Origin of the sequence: Dapis hubbardiae BLCC-M172, from assembly GCF_050016015.1 — a bacterium.
GTDB lineage: Bacteria > Cyanobacteriota > Cyanobacteriia > Cyanobacteriales > Microcoleaceae > Trichodesmium.
In genome coordinates this window covers 18,020-41,563 of sequence record NZ_JBNHEQ010000192.1, presented here as the reverse complement: position 1 = coordinate 41,563, position 23,544 = coordinate 18,020, and the positions used below count along the sequence as shown (strand labels likewise).

Genomic DNA, 23,544 nt, shown 5'->3' with positions numbered 1-23,544 from the left:
GCAAAACGCCCTTACTAGATATTTGGCTGCTGGGTAAGTCCTGTATTAATTAGTAGTTAGGTAATAGGCAAGGGAATCTCAAAAGCAATAGTTTGGACTACCTTTGCTAGTTTTTTCATAATGCTTAAACTTTGTGATGACTGCAAAGAATACATTATCTGTAGGGATAGTTGGACTTTGGGAAAAAATGAAGTAAACTAGGCTGAAAAGACTCAAAGACAAACCAATTGAGCAAATGATGGAGAAAAAAATAATTACAATTGGCAATTATCAAGCCCTTGAACTTATCCATGAAAGCGAGCGTACCCTAGTCTATCGTGGTCAAAATGTCAATAGCGGGCAAGCTGTAATTGTCAAACTAATAGCTCAAGAATATCCAAACTTTAACGAATTAGTCCAGTTTAGAAATCAATACGCCATTGCCAAACATCTAGACATTCCCGGTATTGTTAAACCATACTCGCTCTTGCGTTACAAAAATGGCTATGCTCTAATCATGGAAGATACAGGGGGCATATCCCTTGCCGAATATCAAGGTCAATTGTCTATATCCGTTGCCGAATTTTGGGAAATTGCTTTGCAAATAGTAGAAATTCTGCACCATCTCCATCAAAATCAAATTATTCATAAAGATATTAAACCAGCAAATATATTAATTCATCCGGCAACAAAAGAAGTAAAATTAATAGATTTTAGTATCTCGTCGCTACTGCCGAAAGAAACTCAAAGTTTGCAGACTCCCAATGTCTTAGAAGGAACTCTGGCTTATATTTCTCCCGAACAAACTGGAAGGATGAATCGTGGGATAGACTATCGCAGCGATTTTTATTCTCTTGGAGTCACATTTTATGAATTAGTGGTGGGAATTTTACCCTTTAGCAGTGATGATGCCTTAGAATTGATTCATGCTCATCTGGCCATATCTCCAGAGCCTCTGAATCAGTTTTTGACATCAGAGGGTTGTTTATGTCCGAAATCCCTTTCAGATATTATCCTAAAGTTGATGGCGAAAAATGCAGAACAGCGGTATCAAAGTGCTTTGGGATTAAAACATGACTTAGAGAAATGCAGAAAACAATGGGTGGAAACAGGCCAAATTGAAGAGTTTGAGTTAGGAGAGTGGGATAGAAGCGATCGCTTTCTCATCCCGGAAAAACTCTACGGTAGGGAAAAAGAAGTACAAACCCTTCTTGATGCTTTTGAAAGAGTAGCATCCCCCCTTGGTAAGGAAGGAGGAGCCGAAATAATGCTCGTAGCTGGATTTTCTGGTATAGGCAAAACTGCGGTGGTAAATGAAGTTCACAAACCCATAACTAGACAAAAAGGATATTTTATCAAAGGCAAATTCGACCAATTCAATCGCAATATTCCCTTCTCTGCCTTTGTCCAAGCATTCCGAGACTTAATGGGGCAACTACTCGGAGAAAGTGATGCCCAATTGCAAAAGTGGAAAGGGAAAATCCTAGAAGCAGTAGGAGAAAACGGGCAAGTTATAATTGAAGTCATACCCGAACTGGAAAGGATTATCGGACAACAGCCACCAGTGCCGGAACTATCTGGCAGTGCTGCCCAGAATCGCTTTAACCTCCTGTTTGAGAAATTTATCGCCATCTTCACAACCATTGAACACCCCTTAACCCTCTTTCTCGATGACTTGCAATGGGCGGACTCGGCCTCGTTAAACTTATTGAAAGTATTGATGGGAGACAGTCGGACGAGATATTTGCTCCTGTTGGGGGCATATAGAGATAATGAAGTATTCCCCGCTCATCCATTGATGTTATGTTTAGGAGAATTAGAGAAGCGGTGCGAACCCGCGTCGGCGAAAGACGCAAGCGGTCAGACCCCGCGTCGCCGACAGGCGCAAGGGAATGCTGACCAAGAGAGGGAACGCGCACCAAGAGAACAACAGACAACAATTTCGACTATTACTCTCGCTCCCTTGTCTGTGAATCACATCAATCAATTAGTGGCGGAAACTCTGAGTTGTTCGGTGCAGTTAGCTGCTCCCTTAACAGATTTAGTTTATCAAAAAACGAAAGGCAATCCCTTCTTTACAACTCAGTTCTTAAAAGGATTGCATGAGGATGAGTTAATTACTTTTAATCAAAATTTGAGATATTGGGAATGCGATTTAGTGAAAGTACGAGATGCAGCCCTAACTGATGATGTGGTAGAATTTATGGCAGGAAGATTGCATAAATTGCCCGAAGAAACACAAAATGTTCTGAAGTTGGCTGCCTGTATAGGGAATCAATTCGACCTAGAGACCTTAGCTATTATCTGTGAAACCCCTTCTGAGGAAGTGGCAGCAGCTCTATGGAGTGCCTTGCGAGAAGGATTGACTTTACCTCAAAGCCAAGCCTACAAATTTTTCCAGGGAGGGGAACAAAACAAGGAGGAAGCCAAGGATATTTCCGTGAGTTATCGTTTCCTACACGATCGAGTACAGCAAGCCGCTTATCTACTAATTGACGACACTCAAAAACAGTCCGTTCATCTCACAATTGGCAAATTATTACTTGCCCATCAATCAGTTATAGGTTCGGATGATAATATTTTTAATATCTTGAGTCATTTGATGTTGGGAATTAATGCCGATCCTCTTGCTCTTTCTAGCAGAAAACTCGCAAAGCTTGCCTTATCTGCTGGGATGAAAGCGAAGCTCTCTATTGCTTATCAAGCAGCCATTGATTATTTCGATTTTGGTCTGTCTCGGCTTCCTGCAAATAGTTGGATTGAGTCCTATCAATTCAAACTAGATCTCAGTCGAGAAAAAGCAGAATGTCATTATTTTTTAGGACAGTTTGAAGAATCTGAAAAAATCCTCAACAAGGTTCTGCTTAAGGTCAAGAATACACTTGATGCAGCTCGTATTTATAGCATTTTAATGACCCAGCGCGGGACCCAAGGCATCGATTATTTATCAGGTATTGAAGCAGGTCTCAAAGGATTAGCTATTTTGGGAATGGAACTGTCTACAGATTCAGAAACACTTAGTTCTCTTGTCGAACGAGAACACCAAAAAGTTAGAGATTCCTTTAAAACAGTTTCACCTACGATACTTCTAGAATTACCCGATATGAGCGATCCGGTTCAGCAAAGCTGTATGAAACTCCTGAACATCCTCTGGTCGGTTACTTATATTGCCGGACATTCAAACCTCAACAGGTTAACGATGTTACGCATGATGAATCTTTCTCTCAAATACGGTCGTACCGAGAGTTCTAGTTTCTCTTTTTGTTGCTATGGTATGACATTAGCATATCAAGGGCAATACAAAGAAGCTTATGAGTTTGGTCGAGTTTCACTTGATGTCGATCAAAAATTTAATAACAAGCATTTCATTGCCAAAAATACTAATCATTTTTGCCATGCAATTAATCCTTATATACGTCCACTCAAAGAGAATTTACCCTTATATCGACAGTCTTTTGAGATTTGCACGGAATTAGGAGATTTAATTTTTGGAGTATGGGCTGTTGATTTTATGATTTGGACTCATATCATCAAAGGTAGTGACCTTGATTTGATTCATGAAGAAATTCAGAAATATATGAGCTATGTCCAAGATGTTAACGATCAAAATATGCTGCATTCTTTTGAAATCAAACAGAAATTTATACAAGAACTCATGGATAATTCTATGGCAAATGAAATGTTCACTTGCCAAGGTTTTCTTGATAGTTCTTTGATTTCAAGTTGGCAACAGAAAAATTTTGACCATGGGATTAATTGGTATGGTTTTTTGGTTTTGCAACGACTTTATCTAAAAGAAGATTATTGGGGAGTAGTTAGAGTTGCTCGATTCTTGAAACCTACATTGCCTGCAAATTTCGGATTTTTCCCGATCATTATTTACCATACCTACTATCCACTCAGTCTAGCTGCAATTTTTGCTACCTTAGATGAAAAGAAACAAGCAATTGACTGGCAAGAACTTGAGGATCTACAACAAGTTCTTTACACATGGTCTCAACATTGTCCGGAAAACTTTTTGCATAAATATCAGCTTGTTTCAGCAGAAATTGCTGGTATTAATGGTGATTCCTTGCAGGCAATGGAACTGTATGATAGCGCAATTGCAGGAGCGAAAGAAAACGAATACATTCAAGAAGAAGCCCTCGCCAACGAACTGGCAGCTAAATTTTATCTCAACTGGGGTAAAGAAAAATTTGCAGTCCTTTATATGCAACAAGCCTATTATTGTTACACTCAGTGGGGAGCAAAAGCTAAAACCGACGACCTGGAAAAACGTTATTCCCAACTGCTCTCTCCCATTCTCCAACGGCAACAATTGAGTGGAAAAGCCAACGATACGATAGTAAATCTGGCTAAAGGAACGGTTGCCAATACCAGTGCCGCCACTAGAGAAATGTTAGATTTAGCCTCTCTTATGAAAGCATCCCGCAGCCTTTCCCAAGAAATCGACCTTGAGGGCGCTATTGCTAACTTCATGCAAGTTATCCAAGAAAATGCTGGTGCCGAGACCGTGGCATTAATGTTATTCCGTGAGAACACCTTAATCATAGAAGCCAAGCTCGCTGACGGAAAAACTCAACCCATAGAAAGCATTCCCGTTGAAGATAGTCTAGAAGTACCATTGGCGATAGTCAATACTGTCAAACACACGCAAACGTCTCTGATATTAGATAATGGTGCAAGGGAGACTGACTATGTACGAGATAGGTATATCAAAGAAAATCAACCTCGTTCTATTTTATGTCTGCCTCTGTTGAAACGCGGACGATTCATTGGTATTGTTTATCTTGAAAACAATCAGACAATAGGTGCTTTTACCCCAAACAGGGTAGAAGTGCTGGAATTGCTCTGCGCTCAAGCTGCTATTACTCTGGAAAATGCCCGCCTCTACCAACGAGCACAACAAGCAATTCAACTTGAACGAGAACTCCAAGAGCTACAACGGACTCAAGTTGCTCTGATTCAAAGTGAAAAAATGTTTAGTTTAGGACAAATGGTTGCTGGTATTGCTCACGAAATCAACAATCCTATCAATTTCATCTATGGAAATATTAATCATGCAAGAGATTATGCTGAGGATTTCATTCGGGTTATTGATCTTTACCAACATCACTTCCCCGAAACAAATCCAGAAATTGAGGAAATCATCGCAGACATAGATTTGGAGTATTCTCAAGCAGATTTCCACAAAATTTTAGAGTCGATGAAATCTGGGGTGGAGCGGGTGCAAAAAATTGTGCAGGCTTTGCGAAACTTTTCTCGATTAGATGAAGCGGAATTGAAAGTAGTAGATTTACATGAGGGAATAGAAAGTACCCTGACTATTTTGCAATCTCGCTTAGAGGGGCGAGAAGGAGGGGTAGAAATTCAAGTTGTGAAAGATTACCGGAATTTACCCAGAGTCGAGTGCTATGCAGGGCAACTGAATCAGGTGTTTATGAATATTATTAATAATGCTATTGATGCGTTAGAATCATCGCCGGAAATTCAGCCTCGGATTTGCCTGCGCACTCAAACTAATGGAGAAACTCTAACGATAGCAATATCGGATAATGGCATGGGAATAAAAGAAGAAATTCGCGATCGCATTTTCGATCCCTTTTTCACAACAAAAGCGGTGGGAAAAGGAACGGGTTTGGGTTTATCAATAGCCTATCAAATTATTACTGAACAACACGAAGGAAGTTTATCTTGTCAATCTCAACCTGGAGAAACAACCTTTTTTATAGAAATTCCTATCCAACAAAAAAAAGGTTGAATTATATTATGTCTGGATAATCGCGATAAAAAAGTTTTTGTTTGTAGAATAGCTCTAATTATTAACTATTAATTATTCGGTAATATTAGCTGTAATTAAACAGTTGGGGAAGGTACAAGTTTGACAATTGTGATTCCTAAATAAAATCTTGCCTTTCTTTTACATATATTTATTGGTTTTCGGGAATGGAGAGTAGGGGAGATGGAGAGATAAGTAACAGGAATAAGGAACAAGCACAATGTATGACATTAATCTAGAATCTCCTGTTTCTTTTTTTCTGTAGTTGACCTTTTTGATTAATTGATAATGGATAATTACTTCAATAAAAAACTTCAATAATTAATAATTACCTCTTATTATAAAGAAGAGGATAGGCGAAAATGATTTTTTTTCTTGAAATAGAAGCCTTTCTACCTTTATTTTTCGGTAAAAAACCGCTCTAAGTACAAATAAGCAGACCACTATTACAGCTAATTTTATTTAAGTGAGCTACACCTGTGACAAGCAAGATGCCTACACCACAAAATTTTTATCATTAGTGTTCGTACCTAATATACCTACAATTAAATCAAGGAATTATTATTACCATGAACGAACTAAAAATTACACTTCTAGGTCCTAGTGCTGTTGGAAAAACTAGCCTATTAACTTCAATGTACGAACAATTTAAAAGAATAAGTTTTCAGGCAAATATCCAACTTATTCCAGAAGCAGAAAGTAATGCTATTCTCAAAAAACGCCTGAAGGAATTAAAAAGTTTGGCAGAAAGTTTTAAAGTACAACCAGGAGCAGGTATTCCCGGTTCTTCAGAAGTTCGTTCTTTTATATTTGACTTAGCTGAACAGGATAAAAAACCATTTTTAAGACTTAATTTTTATGATTATCCAGGAGGTTTTATTTCTGATAAAGCGAGTCCTAACGAAAAGAAATTTGTGAGAGAATTAATGAATGATGCTGCTGCGGTTGTAATTGCTATTGATACTCCAGCATTAATGATGTCGAAGGGAAAATTTAATGAATATGTGAATAAACCAAAGCAAATAACAGCCATGTTTAAAGAAGCTTATAAAGATATTCAGGAACCTCGGTTAGTTATATTTGCTCCAGTTAAATGTGAGATGGAAATGAGAAAAGGAGACAGAGCAGCCAAACAATTATTAGAAAGAATTAAAAAAGAATATGCCGACTTACTGAATTTTTTATCTTCTCCTACTTTAAATTCTCAAGTTGCCATAGCTATTACTCCAGTGCAAACTTTAGGCTGTGTAGTTTGTACAATGATTGAAGAACCAAGAAAGGATTATTTACCTACCTTTGGATTTAGAAAAATTAGTCGCGATGCCCAGTATAATCCCCAAGATAATGACCAACCTTTACGTTATTTATTAAGGTTTTTGTTGAAGATCTACAATGAGAAACGCACCCATAAATTTTTACAAGTTGTGATGAATTGGATGGGTTTAGATGCTCATATCAAAAATGCACTAATTCAGTTTTCTAAGGGTTGTAAAATTAGTGGAGGATTTGCAGTATTGCAGGGGAAAGAGTTGTTATAGAAATGGATAATTAATAATTGATAGGTTAGCTGAAAAAAGCAGAGTTTCGTAACATTCTTTTTTAAAATTGGTATTACACAAAACCAAAATATTTAGTAGGGGCGAATGGCATTCGCCCCTACAGATAGTGTATAATCTCATTTTTTACTTAAGTCCTGTCTAAAAAGGCTGAAGCTTTAGAAGATCAATACTTTTATATTTGATCGGCAAACCCTAATTAGAGATGGTTTTCATTTAAATTTTATCAATTATCCATTATCAATTAATAAGGAGATTTAGATTTATATGGAAATATATATTGAGAGTAGAGGATTTTCTCAGGATGATGATTACCGTTGGTTAAAAGTTACTGAAGAGAATCAAAGCAGAGTAGATAAACAAGATTTACCAACTATTATTCAAGAAGCAACTCAATTAATTGATAGTGAGTCTGCTTCAATTGTTTTGAGTCGAAAAAATAATAGTTTACTGTTTTTATTAACAAGTATTGAACCTGTAGAACGAGTAGATTTTGCCCATCGTCAAATTCGCATCTCTGTAGCTTGGTTAATGCCAGATTCTTTAGATAATGAAATAATTTTACGGATGTTAGCTGCTACTGCTTTAGATACAGAAGAAAGACAATATTTAACAACAGAAATTAGTCAAGCTGTAATGTTAGGAGGAGAGCTTGGGTTTCAAGTTGATTTTGAACATATAGAGAAATTAACTAATATTAATGTCGCCCAAAATTTACTTCAATATAAGTTGCCAAATACAACTAAAAAAATTGCTCAACTTTCACCACAACGTCAAAAAGAATTAGCATCAGAATTGAAAGAATATTCCTTGCCAAATCAACAGGGTTTAATAGTAGTTGTTACAGGAATAAAAAAAGAACAAGCTTTAATTGATGCTAATATTTGGCGTGGTTTATCTAGTCTGGTTTTATCTCCAAATTGGCAGATTCTAGATCAAAATTTTCCAGACAAAAATTTTTCTAGTAAACTCTCAAAATACTTTAATAATCTAATGATAATTATTTGGATTATTAGTGCAGTTTCCTTGTTAGCTAAAACTTTAAATTTTTGATAATTTCACTAAATTTATCAGTGATAAATAAATTTTGCTAATTATGCAAAATAATGGTATATAGTTGATTCCGACAGTTATGAAGTACACTTACCAATGGATAATGGATAATTGATAATTAATCAATTCAGCTTTATTGCCTCTCCTTTTAAGGAGAAAAAAAGTGCTAGGATATTTCCTTATCTTCAATCCGATGGTTTTAACCGGAGGTAATTATCCATTATTCATTATCCATTATCAATTAATGAAAACCTCCCTAAATCCCTCTTTCTAAGGGGGACTTTCAAAACTCCTCTCTTACAAAGGGTGGCTGGGGGGCTATAAAACTATACTGTGTTTGTAAATTTTGTTAATTTTTAATGAACCCAGTATGAAACAAATGAATTTGCTGATATCTTTTATTGGGGTAAACTTTGGTAAAATCTTAGAAATAGTAGATAATATCTGCCAAAATATAAGGCACCAAAAAACTGCTAAATTAACCTTACAAAGGAGAGCAAATATGCCAATTCCACAAATTTATAATCGGGATGTTTTTATTCTAATAGATCGTAGTGGTTCCATGACAATATCTGATGCGACGACAGGCAACAAAAATCGTTGGCAATATCTTCAAGAAACTGTACAAGGTCATGTATTTGAAATTTTATCCGAACAAGATGATGATTATGGAAATATTTGTGATGAAGTAACTCTATATTTTTTCAATAGAAATCAACAACCTACTAAAACTATTTATCTTAGAGATGCTGCCCAAGTCCAATCTGCTTTTAAAGAAAATAAACCAGGTGGAGCAACTTATATTGCTCCGACTCTAAATGAAGCAATATCTCAGTGGTTTTCTAATCGAACTGATGATAAAGGTGCTTTTATAATTATCTATACTGATGGTCAAATTGATGATAATCAAGAGTTTATTAATGTTATTGGTAAAACTTGTTCTAATATTAATAGTCAGGATGAAATTAAAGTTTTAATGATTGGTGTAGGGAGTGATATTGAGACAGAGGGAGCAATAGATTTTTACTTAGGAATTGATTTGAATGCTAATAAATTTCAATCAAGACGAGGAGAAGATTGTAATATCTTTATTTTTGACTTAATAGATGAAGTAATGGATGAGGGTATTATTGCTGCTCTTGAACGTCAACTTGAAGGAGACCCAAGAAAAGGATTAGCAACTTGGGTCAAAGAAAGATATCCAAGTTTATATGGTAAATATTTTGGTTCTTAAGAAGTAAGCATTTCCTGCGGAATGCTGCGCAAAGAGCTATCAGCTTTATTACGATTATAAGGAGGAAAAAACAATTGAGAGATTTCAAATAATTAAAAGTAACTGCCAAAGTAAAGTCTTTTAACTTTAGAAGGAATTATTCATTATTTGCTGTATAGCTGACTGCTAAGAGCTGTTTGTGGAGCATTCCAACACGGAAATGCTTACCTTCATATAAATAATTACCTCTTCTTATAAAGAAGAGGTAATTATCAATTATCCATTATCAATTATCCATTATCCATTATTGAAACACCATCTGTAGGGGCTATTCGTGAATTGCCCCTACTAAATATTCTGCCCAAGTCCTGAGATCGTGTTTTGAATCACAGATATTTCCTAGTATAAATCACATTTAATTTAGTATATAAATCACGGCTATCTCCGCAAAAAAACTTAAAAATAAGAATAGTAGACTTAACTTTAATACGGAATTTATCAGATTCATGCTGAAGCTGAATATGATAGTTAACCAGTTAGGTCAAGTTTGCGGAGATATCTCCGCAATTACCGGGGTAAAGGAAGAGGAAAAAATTTTGATTAATTTTAATCCCCCTTTTTTTAATTCCATGCTTTACCTATAACTTGGGTGAATATTGATGGTGAAATGACATGAGATAAGTGGGGTAAAAGAAGAAATAAATCAGGAAAAGTCATTTAAGTAGGTAGACAAAATTATTTGTGTATTTACTCATTAACTATCTTATTTTTACTGTTGACCTTTTACCTCTTTCTTATTCACAAAACCACTATATCACTGAGCATCTAAAATTCAGTAATTCCCCTGACCGGATTTAGAAATATATCTGTTGAAAGGTTTATTAATAGTTTATAAAATATCGGAGTAAAAACCATGCAAGCTAATTATATAAATCAACCAATGAGTAAGGAAAAGTTAGAGCAGTTGGAAGCATTTGCTAAAATTATGATCGTCAGTTTTGCGTGGCAGACTTCTGGTTTAATGGAAGCAACTACCAAAACCAAACAGAATACTACAAAACCATCTCCAACTAATCCTGAAACAAAGTATCCTGAAAAAAAATAATGATAATGTGGTTGTTGCTGTGCCGACACCACATCATTTTCTAATTTTAACGAATATATTCTCTGAGAATACGGTGACGCTTTGGATCTTCCAATTTTTTCAATGCTTTAGACTCTATTTGCCTAATTCTTTCCCGCGTTAAATTAAACGTATCACCAATTTCTTTCAGGGTCTTTTCTTGGCCATCATCCAAACCAAATCGCATTTGCAACACATTTCTTTCTCGTTCAGTTAAAGTTTTTAGAACAGTTTCTACATCTTCTTGCAGGCAATTTTCAAATACATATTTTGTTGGTGTTTTTCCATCGAATTCGATCGCTTCCTGATAGATGATATTTTCTCCTTTACCTATAGGGTGATCTAAAGATAAAGTTTCTTGAGCGCATTCTACAATAAATCGCAATTTCTCAGTTGTCATCTCCATCCGTGTAGCGACTTCTTCTGCAGTTAGGGGAGAACATTCCATTGACATCTGCTTAACTATTTTTTTGATTTGGGTAACAGTTTCGTAGAGATAAACTGGCAACCGGATCATCCGAGAATAGTCACATATCGCTCTGGTAATAGCTTGTCGAATCCACCAAATACCGTAAGTAGAAAACTTATATCCTTTTGTATGGTCAAATTTTTCTGTGGCACGAATTAATCCTATACTCCCCTCTTGAATTAAGTCTTGGAAGTCTAACCCACGGTTTTGATATCGTTTGGCAATTGATGTCACCAGTCGTAGGTTAGCTGTCACCATTTTATTTTGAGCTAGTCTACCTTTTCGCAGACGATCGCGCAGTTCTAATCTACTCATTTTTACTGCTGCTCCCCATTCTGTTTCATTAGGCGATCGCTTGAGCTTTTCTTCTAATTTTTCATAAATTCGCTCTAAAGCTAATAATTCATCAATTTGATGTGCTAAATGAATTTCTTCCTCAGCACCTAAGCGTGGTACTTGATTAATTTGTTTGTGATAAAGTTGAATTGAGTCTTCAGTAAATGTTACGGTTGGTGGTTCTCGATCGGGGTCATAGCTACTTTCAGTATTATATTTATTTGTAAATTCTTCTGTAGATTCCCAATAATTTAGAGCTACATTTTCTAGCCAGTAAGTATCATAATAATTAGGATTTTTACAGTCAATTATCCACCATTTAATTTGAAAATTTCTATATTCTCTACTCTGAGGAGCAACTATTACTAACTGATTATAGTTTTTTGTACAAATGAGTAATTTTTTTTTTTGCTTCTAGACAGAGTTTGATAAATAGTTATTATTTTTTCTTGAAGTTTAGGATTTGTTTTAAATGCTTCTGAACCTAACTCTAACAGAAATACTTCTAAATCATTTTCTTCATAGTTATGAATTTTATAAGCATCATAGACAATTTCACTCCAATAACTTGGTAGTTCTAGTTGTTGTATATCTAAATGTTCCAGTTGAAAATTATAGCCAAGTTTTTCAAACAAAGCTACTATTTTTTTGGGGCTACTAATTTTTCTTAGATCGTCTAGTTCTAATGAATGCCCTATCATTATTATCTATCTCCACAATTATTTTATCTTAACTAGCTATTAGCTATCAGGGCTTCAGCTATCAGCTTAGATCATTGTGTATAAATTGAAATGTCTGGAAAGCAAAGTATTCCGGAAAGGAAAAGCTTCGGTTTAAATCCCTTTAAAAAAAAAGAATAGTGAATGCCGAAAGCTGAACGCTTTTTAAAGCATTATTTTTTTAATATAGGCAAATTTATGAGGAACATTTTTTTGTGTTTCCTAAATAATTGAATAATTGCATGGTTTTTGAGAGTAATAGAACTCCGTTTTGATTAGCAAAATACCTATTTTTCTCCTAGTTACTAAAAGCTTCAACTAATCAACAGCTTTACACTAAGGCAAGATAAGTAGCGATCCCACTTGGAAAATTTTAGCTATCACTACCATCAAAGAGCTTTATGAATTTGTACTTTTTTTATACCATATTTATCTTATTATGTCAATAATTACGTTCAAAATCTTGATAGTATTATGTTTGCAGGCGATTGATTAATATTATATATGCTTACCATATTAACAAAATTATGTCAAAATTTTATTGTTTCTCAGGCTAACGAGGTACATCCATATTTCTATTCTTCATACCTGTTAAAGTGTTCCCTAAGACCTATAATTTTCAGGACTGACGCAGGGGAACCCAGAAACCGGGTTTTTTCATCAATATTTATTGTTAAAAACAAAGATTTCTCCTAAAAACCCGGTTTCTTTGCGTAAGTCCTGACTTTGTAACTTAGTCAGTATAGGAACTGCTATATATTTAGTTGATAAATAGCCTGAAAAATTAATAGCCAAATCTAATTTTGATAATATATATTCATACATCTGTAATTAACAGAGAAAGGATTGAAGTAATTAATAATTATTAATTAATCATCAGCAAACTGATAGATTTTGACAATAAAATTAACAGTTTTTATGAAGAGAAACTAGGAGAAAAATATGGAAACTCTATTAGGTATTTGTCTAGGTGTGGGGTTAAGTGCAGCTTGTGGGTTTCGCATATTTGTGCCACCACTGGTGATGAGTATTGCAGCACAGTCAGGACATTTACAACTGTCTGATGATTTTATTTGGATGGGTACTCCGGGAGCAACGGTTGCTTTTGGAGTAGGTGCATTTGTGGAAGTTGCTGCTTATTATATTCCTTGGGTGGATGAGTTATTAGATATTATTGCTACACCAACAGCAGTCGTTGCGGGTACTATAATTACAAGTTCATTTGTCAGCGACATGAGTCCAATGTTACAGTGGACGATCGCCGTGATTGTAGGTGGAGGATCTGCGGGAACAGTGCAAGGTTTAACAGACGTTACCAGGTTAGCTTCTACTGCTCTGACAGGAGGGTTTGCCAATCCTGGAGTTTCGACAATGGAGTTATTAAGTTCCACAGTCTTGTCAATGTTAGCGATTTCTGTACCACTTTTAGGGGCTGTCGTAGTATTTGTAGTGATTGGGTTGCTATTATCAGGAGTCAAAACTTTGCATCGAAAATTGAGGCAAAGAAATAATACAGAAATACCACCGACTGAGATTGAATAAATGAATGATAACCCCGTAGGGAAGTTGCATGCAACTTCCCTACTTTCTGGTCTACTGACAATGAAAAGCGCTGTAAACCCGGTTTCTTATTTAGGTGCGTAAGTTCTCATATTCACCCCACCATCCACATTTAATCGATACTATTATTAAATGGTTGAGAAAAGAAATATTAGAAGCTTAGAAAATTTTTATTCCAAGTCACAAATACGGCAGTCTTCTTCTTCTACATTGGGGTTATTTTTCAAATAGTCATGCACCGAGTCGCAACTATGCTTAAGTAAGTCATCAAGATTAAATTTCCAGAGTTTGACTGTGCTGTCAGCACCAGCAGAAGCAATTAACTTTCCATCCGGACTAAAAGCTATACTGATGACTTTATATCCATGTAGAGTAGTTACTAAATTACCAATAACTGTCAGTCAAAACTTGGGCAAAAGAATTATCTTTTTTTTAAGTTGTTGCTGAATATTTAAGACTTATCGACGGGGAACTATCTGATGTTTAATTTCTTCAGGCGAGATAACTTTACCATACATTTTGGCATCTACAGAATCTATTGAGATGCGTTGAGTAGTTTGAGTTGTTAGATTCATAATTTCTGACCATTCACACATTCCTAGGTTTCCGCGACAGCCATAAGGATTGTTACAGTTTACAATAAACTCAGTAGGTGATGTAAAACCTATTAATCTTTGATCGCTTACATCTTGACCTGGTATTTCTTCTGAACTGCGACAATATAAATCACTATCACCATGATTTTTTAGTAACCGCTCGGTACTTAAATCAATAATTAGTAAACTTATTGCACCCTCAGTTTCACCAAAGTCATAATTAGCTCTAACAGCAAGAAAACGACCATCTGGAGAAAAAGATATAGGTATTAAGTTAACTAAAGCATGGGATGTGATTTCCCTATCTAAGAAGGCAGCAAATTTGGTATCTATATCTAGATCTATAGTTTTCTCTTGTCCTGCGGATTCAATTACCAGATTTATAGAAGGAGTCTGGAATATTCTAGCACAACCAAAACGGAGGGAATATTCGTCTGAACCTAAACGACGAAAAATAGTATTAAAATAAACAGATTTATTACCATCTGGAGAAGCTAATTTTCTAGAGCGATAAGAAATTTCTTCGGTTTGAGAACAATTACTTGAATTTATCAAAATACCCCCTGGTGCAAAAATCGTATTTTGACTTAAGACTCGCTCTATATACATTGCAAATCCTAGTAAAGCAGTAATGGAAATAAGAGTTGTTAACTTACTTAAAAATTGTTTCATACTAAATCCGGTTGAGATAGAAGCTTTATGATAAAGGTAAGGCAAAAGGCTTTAGTTGTCTAGAGTAGTTAGTGTAGGTTGGGTTGCTGCGATTCGTTAGGACAAAGAGGCCAAGATTGCAACATCACCCTTTAACCATTGGTTAAAAACTCATCACTTATCGATACTTTCTCTAATTTTGGCTAGATTCTACACTATCGATCCAATCCTGATGTCCCTCTAGGGTTTTCAGCAGTGTGCCGTCTAGTTTCCAGAGTTTAACTGTGCCGTCATAACTAGCAGTAGCAATTAACTCTCCATCGGGATTAAATTCTGCACTGATGACCCAATCCTGATGCCCTTCTAGAGTTGTCACCAGTGTACCGTCTGGTTTCCACAGCTTGACTGTCTTGTCTTCACTTGCAGTAGCAATCAATTCTCCATCGGGGCTAAAGACTACATCCCAGACCGAAGCTTGATGCCCTTCTAGAGTTGTCAGCAGTGTACCGTCTGCTTTCCACAGTTTGACTGTGCCGTCATAACTAGCAATAGCAATCAATTCTCCATCGGGACTAAATTCTACACTGATGACCCAATCCTGATGCCCTTCTAGAGTTGTCAGCAGTGTACCGTCTGGTTTCCACAGTTTGACTATCTGGTCTTCACTTACAGTAGCAATCAACTCTCCATCGGGGCTAAAGGCTACATTCGTGACCCCATCATCATGCACTTCTAGGGTGTTCACCAGAGCGCCGTCTGGTTTCCACAGTTTGACTGTGCCGTCATAACTAGCAGTAGCAATCAATTCTCCATCGGGGCTAAAAGCTACAGCATTGATCGAACCTTGATGCCCTTCTAGATTTGTCAGCAGTGTACCATCTGGTTTCCACAGTTTGACTGTGCCGTCATAACTAACAGTAGCAATTAACTCTCCATTAGGACTAAATTCTGCACGGATGACCCCATGTTCCAGTCCTTCTAGAGTTGTCAGCAGTGTACCATCTGGTTTCCACAATTTCACTGTCTTGTCAGCACTAGCAGTAGCAATTAACTCTCCATCGGGATTAAATTCCGCACTGATGACCCAATCCTGATGCCCTTCTAGAGTTGTCAGCAGTGTACCATCTGGTTTCCACAATTTCACTGTCTTATCATTACTAGCAGTAGCAATTAACTCTCCATCGGGGCTAAATGCTGCACTGTTAATCCCACGATCATACTCTTCTAGGGTGTTCACCAGAGTGCCGTCTGGTTTCCACAGTTTGACTTTAGTGCCAATTGAAGAAGCAATTAACTCTCCATCGGGGCTAAAAGCTACAGCATTGAAATATGAACCAAAGACTCCATCCGCCCAAAACGAATGATGCCCTTCTAAGGTGTTCACCAGAGTACCGTCTGGTTTCCACAGTTTCACTTGGGTGCCAATTGAAGAAGCAATCAATTCTCCATCGGGGCTAAAGGCTATAGCTAGCCAACCCATCTCCTCTAGGTTGTTGACTAGAGTGCCGTCTGTTTTCCACAGTTTTGTTGTGCCACCATAATCAACAACAGAAGCAATCAAGTTTCCATCAGGGCTAAAGGCTACAGCTATGACTTGAGAATCATGCTCTTCTAGGGTTGCCACCAGGGTACCGTCTGGTTTCCACAGTTTCACTTGGGTGCCAATTGAAGAAGCAATCAATTCTCCATCCGGGCTGAAGGCTATAGCACCGATCGAACCTTCATGTCCTTCTAGGGTGTTCATCAGAGTGCCGTCTGGTTTCCACAGTTTCACTGTCTTGTCAGCACTAGCAGTAGCAATCAATTCTCCATCAGGGCTAAAGGCTACATTCCTGACCGAACCTTGATGCGCTTCTAAGGTTTTCACCAGAGTGCCATTTGGTTTCCACAGTTTTACTGTCTTGTCTTCACTTGCAGTAACAATCAACTCTCCATTGGGGCTAAAGGCCACATCCCAGACTACATCCTGATGCCCTTCTAAGGTGTTCACCAGAGTGCCATCTGGTTTCCACAGTTTCACTTGGGTGCCAATTGAAGAAGCAATCAATTTTCCATCGGGGCTAAAAGCTACAGCATTGACCTTATCCTGGGGATACTTTCTCATGCGGAGAGTGTGCCGTAAGTAGCTATTCTGGGGACGCCTTACCATCATGTTAGACTTCTGCCAGTCGGTCATTTTTGCCAATATTCCTGTTGTTTTCAAGAGAATATCAGGTTTGAGTTGGCCAATATTTGGCAACTCCTCTAATTTTTCCCCACATTTGATGGCATCTAACTGTGTCTCTAACCTTTGCTCAAAGAGAGTTTCTAAGTTAGCAATGTTAGGTTTGATCTCAGCATTGTTCTCACCAAGAAGAGTCCTAAGTCTTTGAATCTCTGTTAACATACCTGCCCCAGAAACTATAACCAAGGTAGCTCCCATCCCTAAAAGGGTTATTTGCTGTCGGTGCTGTTGTTGTTTTTGTTGGCGCTCGATACTTTCTCTAATTTTATTCATAATCAATTTTTTAGTAGTTAACGCAGCAAAGCTAATTTTAGGATTTAGAAATTTACTTCTGAAAAATTTGATTTTGACAATTGTCTTTCTACAGTTCTAAACTCTATTTAGTATTGTAGTAATATAGTATAAGATATAACTTAAAGATTATAATTTTCAAATATGACCTATCTTAGCTTCAATTTCGGGTTTTAAATTAATAGTAATCATTATCTTATATTTACGCTTGATAATATTGTTAAAGGCCGAAAAAAAACCATTACTAATAGAAATAATATAGCAATTATATACTAATCCTAAATGACTTGAGAGAAAAAGTGTAGGGGTTTGGTCTCCAAATCTCATTTTCCTTGGGTTTAGTCTCTAAACCCCTACGATGAAATCTTACAACCTATTTAGGATTGCTGTGACAATAATTAGTCTTTTTTCGCTACCCTAATAGTATAGTAACTTTTATAAAAATTAGGCCATGAAACGTATTGTCTTAATCGCAGGTTTTGAATCTTTTAATACTGGACTATATCGCCAAGCTGCTCAAATGGCAACTTCCCGATGTCCAGATTTAGATATCCAAGTATTTAGCGATCGCGCTCTTTCCCAAGAACCGGAAACTGTTGCGACTGCTCTGGAAAATGCTGATGTGTTTTTCGGTAGTCTCCTTTTTGACTACGACCAAGTTTTATGGTTGCGCGAAAGAGTAGAACATATTCCCATCCGTCTCGTTTTTGAGTCAGCATTAGAATTGATGGCATTAACAAAATTGGGAAAATTTGTGATCGGCGACCAACCGAAAGGAATGCCAAAACCAGTCAAATTTATTCTCAGTAAATTTTCCAGTGGGAGAGAGGAAGACAAACTCGCAGGTTATATCAGTTTCCTGAAAACAGGTCCGAAATTACTCAAGTTTGTACCAGTGAAAAAAGTGCAAGACCTCCGCAACTGGTTGATAATTTACGGTTATTGGAATGCAGGCGGTACAGAAAACGTTGCTGCTATGTCTTGGGTGTTGGCAGAAAAATATTTAGACTTAAAAGTCGGGGAAATACCTCCACCAGTGGAAACTCCCAATATGGGTTTACTGCATCCAGACTACCAAGGTTATTTTGAGTCTCCCAAAAAATATCTGGAATGGTATCGCCAACAGAAACCAACTTCCCCGACTCCAGTTGTTGGCATTTTGCTTTACCGCAAGCACGTCATTACTAAACAACCCTACATTCCTCAACTTATCCGCAAATTTGAAGCAGCAGGTTTAACTCCTCTACCTGTATTTATTAACGGAGTCGAAGGTCATGTTGCTGTCAGAGATTGGATGACGAGCAGTTATGAAAGTCAAAAGTATGATTCTCCTGAAACAGGACTTACGCAAATTAACCTTGAAAACCACAGAGGTAGGGGCGAATGGCATTCGCCCTCACTAGATTTCAAGTCAAAAGTCAAAAGTCAAAAGTTAGATTCTGTTAAACCAATACTTCCCCTATCTCCCGAAGCAGTGGAAGTTGATGCAGTCGTTTCTACTATTGGTTTTCCGTTAGTTGGGGGTCCTGCGGGTTCCATGGAAGCAGGACGACAGGTGGAAGTTTCTCAACGTATTCTCACTGCCAAAAATGTTCCCTATTTTGTAGCAGCACCTTTACTTATTCAAGATATTCATTCTTGGACGCGCCAAGGTGTGGGCGGTTTGCAAAGTGTTGTTTTATATGCACTGCCAGAATTAGATGGAGCGATCGATCCTGTTCCCTTGGGTGGTTTAGTGGGAGAAGATATTTATTTAATTCCGGAGCGGGTAAAACGTCTAACAGGTAGAGTCAAAAATTGGATAAAACTGCGTCAGACACCCCCCGCAGAAAGAAAAATTGCTGTTATTCTCTATGGTTTTCCTCCCGGTTATGGCGCCACAGGTACAGCAGCTTTATTAAATGTGCCGCGATCGCTCCTAAAATTTCTCCACGCTCTGAAAGAGGAAGGTTACAACGTTGGGGAAATTCCAGAAGATGGGGAACAACTTATTCGTCAAATTAAAGAAGCAGATGAGGCAATACAAAAACCAGACTTATCTAAAGTTGATATTAAAAGTCTCGAAAAATGGTTAGGATATCTATCAACAACTCGCATGGAAAAACAATGGGGAAATCTCACCCGCACAGGCATAAAAACCGATGGTGAAAAATTCCATATTGGCGGAATTCAATTAGGAAATGTTTGGATAGGAGTACAACCTCCACTGGGAATTTCTGGTGACCCCATGCGCTTAATGTTTGAAAGAGATTTAACACCCCATCCCCAATATGCTGCTTTTTATAAATGGCTCCAAAATGAATTTAAAGCTGATGCAATTGTTCACTTTGGAATGCACGGAACTGTGGAATGGTTGCCCGGTTCACCCTTGGGAAATACTGGCTATTCTTGGTCAGATATTCTGTTAGGAAATATGCCACATCTATATATATATGCTGCTAATAATCCTTCAGAATCTATGTTGGCAAAACGTCGGGGTTATGGCGTTTTAATTTCCCATAATATTCCTCCATACAGTCGGGCAGGTTTGTATAAAGAATTGGTGAGTTTACGAGAGTTAATTTCTGAATATAGAGAAGATCCTCAGAAAAATTCGGGGTTACGGGAACCAATTTTTAAGAAGATTTTTGATACTGGTTTAAATTCAGATTGTCCGTTTGAGTATGGCAAAAAATTAGGAATTGAATTTACTGCGGAAAATGCGCGAATGTTTAGTGCAGATGTGGTTAATCCTTATTTTTTCGAAATTTACGAATATTTGCAGGTTGTAGAACAAAGATTATTTTCTTCTGGTTTGCATACTTTGGGAGAAGTGCCTAACGAGGAGGAATTAAAGTCTTATTTGGAGGCTTATTTTGGGGAAGAAATCGGAGAGATAGACTCGGATTTTGGGCAAGGATATGCGGATGATCAGGTTAAAGAAAGTGTGGTAAATGTTCGGGATTTGTTGATGCAAAATACTGATGAATTGACTAATCTTTTACGGGGATTAAATGGAGAATATATTCCGGCTGCTCCAGGAGGAGATTTATTACGAGATGGTGCGGGAGTTTTGCCGACCGGACGAAATATTCATGCTTTAGATCCCTATCGAATGCCTTCTCCTGCTGCTTATGAAAGAGGGCGAGAAATTGCTCGAAAAATTATTACTCAACATCTCGAAGAAAATGATAATTATCCTGAAACTGTGGCAGTAATGTTATGGGGATTAGATGCTATTAAAACTCGTGGCGAATCAATCGGAATTTTATTAGAATTAGTAGGAGCTGAACCAGTCAAAGAAGGTACGGGTCGTATCGTTCGTTATGAATTAAAGACTTTAGCTGAAGTCGGTCATCCCCGCATAGATATTTTAGGAAATTTATCAGGAATTTTCCGGGATAGTTTTGTCAATATTATTGAATTATTAGACGATCTATTCCAACGAGCAGCAACAGCAGACGAACCCGTAGAACAGAATTTTATCCGCAAACACGCTTTAGTATTGCAAGCGCAGGGAGTAGAAAATATTTCAGCGCGGTTATTTTCTAATCCTGCTGGTGATTTTGGTTCGTTGGTAAATGACCGAGTTGTGGATGGAAACTGGGAGTCAGGGGATGAGTTAGGCGATACTTGGCAAGGGCGAAATGTCTTTAGTTACGGTCGTCAGGATAAAGGTGAGGCAAGACCAGAAGTTTTGCAAGAATTGTTGAAAGGTTGCGATCGCATTGTCCAAGAAATTGATTCGGTGGAATATGGTTTGACAGATATTCAGGAATATTATGCGAATACTGGTGGGTTGAAGTTGGCAGCAGAGAAAAAACGGGGTAAAAAAGTAAGTGCGAGTTTTGTCGAAAGTTTCTCCAAGGATACCACTCCCCGAAAATTGGAAGATTTGTTGCGGATGGAATATCGCACAAAATTATTGAATCCAAAATGGGCAGAAGCAATGGCAAATCAAGGTAGTGGAGGAGCTTACGAGATTTCCCAACGGATGACCGCGTTGATAGGTTGGGGCGGTACCGCTAATTTTGCTGATAATTGGGTTTATGACGGTGCTGCCGAAACTTATGCTTTGGATGCAGAGATGGCGCAGAAGTTACGGGAGGCAAACCCGGAAGCGTTTCGGAATATTATTGGGCGGATGTTGGAGGCAAACGGACGCGGTTTATGGCAAGCGGATGAGGAGAAGTTGCAGAAGTTGCGGCAGTTGTATGAGGTAGCGGATGAGGAAATAGAGGGTGTGAGTAGGTTGGGTTAAGTAAGTAGGTTGGGTTGCGCTGTCGCTTAACCCAACAAACCAAGATATTGTTGACCAACCAAGATAGTGTTGGGTTACTCCTGCGGAGAAGCAAGCTACGTTCCTTGCTACGCAACGCTAGCGCGTTATATGTCGCGTTAGCGAAACAACCCAACCTACAAAAGCGATCGCTCTAACTATTCTCTCGCGCCACCCTCTCCTGAATTGCCTCTTCCATAATGCGGATATTTTCTCGAATTGGTACACCTTCTTCTGTACAAACAGGAGGAGATCGTTTAACTTGCACTCCCGGTGGAATACGAAAAAGAAACCGAATTGGTTCGATATCGTCTCGGTGTTCTCAAACGTAAGCTTTTAATTCAGCTTTAGTCATTTATTCAAAATTATAGCAGTTTTCATGTTTTTTAGAGTACAGAGATTTGAGTTTAAAGGAAGAAGGAAGAAGTAAGAAGTTTTGTAGTCTACCTTTCTGAAAACCGCTATAAGTTTTATAAAAAATACCATATAAATATTAGGTTTTGTTACCTCAACCAAACCGACAATTCTATTCCTTAATAATTAAAAACAATGGTATCAATAGTATAATTTTCTATAACTAATAACAATGGTATAATTACGTTAAATAAACCGTGAGCTAGAATGCAACTTATAATACCGTATTTACGAAAAAGCCAACCTAATAATAAACCAATTGGAAAAATTTGAGCAAACTTTACCCAGTTGGGATTAAGAGTACCTGTATGTCCAATAGTCCAAAGTATTGAAGTCACTAAAATTGCTAACCAGTAGCGAGAATGTCGCCAGTTTAGATGTATTGCTAAATAGTTTTGTATTCCTAAGCGATAAATAATTTCTTCACTAAAGGCAGCAACGAGGAAAAATACAAAATTAGCAGCAGAATAATTCTCTATAGTCATGTTGCCATCAAATAATCTCCTCATTGAGGAGGCAAGTTCAGGGTTAGTAAACTTAAATAAAATAATAGAGTATAATATGGACAATGCTGTAACAGCCAAAGTAGGAATTATAAATTGGGAAAGTTTCAGTAAATGGTCTTTAACTTTCCTTGTAGAAACATGATTTTGTAAAGAGAGTGGATAGGCAAGTTTGGCAGCATAGTCGATTCCAACTGTTGTAAAAATCATCATTTTAAAAGAATCAATTAATAGCCGAATCATAATTCCAAAAACTTTGGCTAATGATAAGCTTTTTAGATCGATATCTAATAAAATAGACAACAGTTGCATACTGAAAAGAATACCTCCAGTTAATAATCCATAGTTAAAGTAAGGTTGGATTTCATAACGACGTTTTTGCCAAATAATCAAGAAGGCAAAAAAGAAAAATACTCCAGACAAACCCCAAATCAAGAAAAAAACCAAGTTTGTTGAATTCATAAATTTTCTATTAGTAGTTTGAGCAATACCAATCCAATAAATGTTATTCTAACATTCTTTAAATTTTGAAAATATTCAGGGCTTTATAAAAAAATAATTTAACCATAACATTTTCAAAATATTCTTCTAATAAAAACATTCATATCCTTACTTTAAATCATCTTGATTGAAAAAATAAAAATAATATATACAGCCATAAAATATTATAAACATACCCCATTTTTTTGTCTCATTTATCTGTTGAAAACTTGATTTTTTGCGTAAAAATTAAGGTTTAAAGTTTATCCTTTCAAGGATAAAAAAATCCTCTTCTTAAAAAGAAGAGGAAATTATTAATAATCTCCGGAAAAGAGGGAGT

Annotated in this window: 13 protein-coding genes and 1 pseudogene; 7 read left to right on the top strand and 7 right to left on the bottom strand. The window is 37.0% G+C overall.

What is annotated here, in order from left to right:
• Positions 1-238: 238 nt before the first annotated feature.
• The 5 genes from ACP6PK_RS17490 (at position 239) to ACP6PK_RS17470 (ending at position 10,685) form a co-directional block, all read left to right on the top strand.
• Positions 239-5,740, top strand: coding sequence for a trifunctional serine/threonine-protein kinase/ATP-binding protein/sensor histidine kinase (locus ACP6PK_RS17490; RefSeq protein WP_426561255.1), 5,502 nt, complete (start codon positions 239-241; stop codon positions 5,738-5,740).
• A 587-nt stretch (positions 5,741-6,327) separates the two neighbouring features.
• On the top strand, positions 6,328-7,296 hold the full coding sequence (locus ACP6PK_RS17485) for a TRAFAC clade GTPase domain-containing protein (RefSeq protein ID WP_426561241.1): 969 nt from the start codon (positions 6,328-6,330) through the stop codon (positions 7,294-7,296).
• Positions 7,297-7,581: 285 nt separating this feature from the next.
• Positions 7,582-8,367, top strand: coding sequence for a hypothetical protein (locus ACP6PK_RS17480; RefSeq protein ID WP_426561239.1), 786 nt, complete (start codon positions 7,582-7,584; stop codon positions 8,365-8,367).
• 502 nt (positions 8,368-8,869) lie between these two features.
• Complete coding sequence (locus ACP6PK_RS17475) at positions 8,870-9,601, top strand: VWA domain-containing protein (RefSeq protein ID WP_426561237.1); 732 nt, start codon at positions 8,870-8,872, stop codon at positions 9,599-9,601.
• A gap of 892 nt (positions 9,602-10,493) precedes the next feature.
• Entirely contained in the window at positions 10,494-10,685 is a 192-nt protein-coding gene (locus tag ACP6PK_RS17470; protein WP_426561235.1) for a hypothetical protein, read from the top strand.
• 46 nt (positions 10,686-10,731) lie between these two features.
• Here ACP6PK_RS17470 and ACP6PK_RS17465 read toward each other — a convergent pair whose 3' ends face one another.
• The 3 genes and pseudogenes from ACP6PK_RS17465 to ACP6PK_RS17455 form a co-directional block, all read right to left on the bottom strand.
• The gene (locus ACP6PK_RS17465) at positions 10,732-11,487 is read right to left on the bottom strand and encodes a sigma-70 family RNA polymerase sigma factor (protein WP_426561233.1); all 756 of its coding nucleotides are present in this window, start codon (positions 11,485-11,487) and stop codon (positions 10,732-10,734) included.
• 99 nt (positions 11,488-11,586) lie between these two features.
• Positions 11,587-11,658: pseudogene (locus tag ACP6PK_RS17460) on the bottom strand (sigma-70 factor domain-containing protein); the annotation flags it as partial.
• 215 nt (positions 11,659-11,873) lie between these two features.
• Entirely contained in the window at positions 11,874-12,209 is a 336-nt protein-coding gene (locus ACP6PK_RS17455) for a hypothetical protein (protein ID WP_426561231.1), read from the bottom strand.
• Positions 12,210-13,169: 960 nt separating this feature from the next.
• Between ACP6PK_RS17455 and ACP6PK_RS17450 the strand changes: the two genes are divergently transcribed.
• Positions 13,170-13,769 (top strand): DUF4126 domain-containing protein, encoded by a 600-nt coding sequence (locus ACP6PK_RS17450; protein ID WP_426561229.1) that lies wholly within the window; start codon positions 13,170-13,172, stop codon positions 13,767-13,769.
• Positions 13,770-13,957: 188 nt separating this feature from the next.
• Here the strand turns inward: ACP6PK_RS17450 and ACP6PK_RS17445 are convergent, their stop codons facing one another.
• From ACP6PK_RS17445 to ACP6PK_RS17435, 3 genes are all read right to left on the bottom strand, one after another.
• Positions 13,958-14,179: a WD40 repeat domain-containing protein gene (locus ACP6PK_RS17445; protein WP_256386532.1), complete on the bottom strand. Its 222-nt coding sequence runs from the start codon at positions 14,177-14,179 to the stop codon at positions 13,958-13,960.
• A 66-nt stretch (positions 14,180-14,245) separates the two neighbouring features.
• Entirely contained in the window at positions 14,246-15,055 is an 810-nt protein-coding gene (locus ACP6PK_RS17440) for a hypothetical protein (RefSeq protein ID WP_426561227.1), read from the bottom strand.
• A gap of 172 nt (positions 15,056-15,227) precedes the next feature.
• Complete coding sequence (locus tag ACP6PK_RS17435) at positions 15,228-17,531, bottom strand: WD40 repeat domain-containing protein (protein ID WP_426561225.1); 2,304 nt, start codon at positions 17,529-17,531, stop codon at positions 15,228-15,230.
• Positions 17,532-18,000: 469 nt separating this feature from the next.
• Here ACP6PK_RS17435 and bchH point away from each other — a divergent pair, with 469 nt between their 5' ends.
• Positions 18,001-21,789: a magnesium chelatase subunit H gene (gene bchH, locus ACP6PK_RS17430; protein ID WP_426561223.1), complete on the top strand. Its 3,789-nt coding sequence runs from the start codon at positions 18,001-18,003 to the stop codon at positions 21,787-21,789.
• A 551-nt stretch (positions 21,790-22,340) separates the two neighbouring features.
• On the opposite strand, the gene ACP6PK_RS17425 is transcribed toward bchH, so the two are convergent.
• Complete coding sequence (locus tag ACP6PK_RS17425; protein ID WP_426561221.1) at positions 22,341-23,186, bottom strand: CPBP family intramembrane glutamic endopeptidase; 846 nt, start codon at positions 23,184-23,186, stop codon at positions 22,341-22,343.
• Between the last annotated feature and the right edge of the window lie 358 nt (positions 23,187-23,544).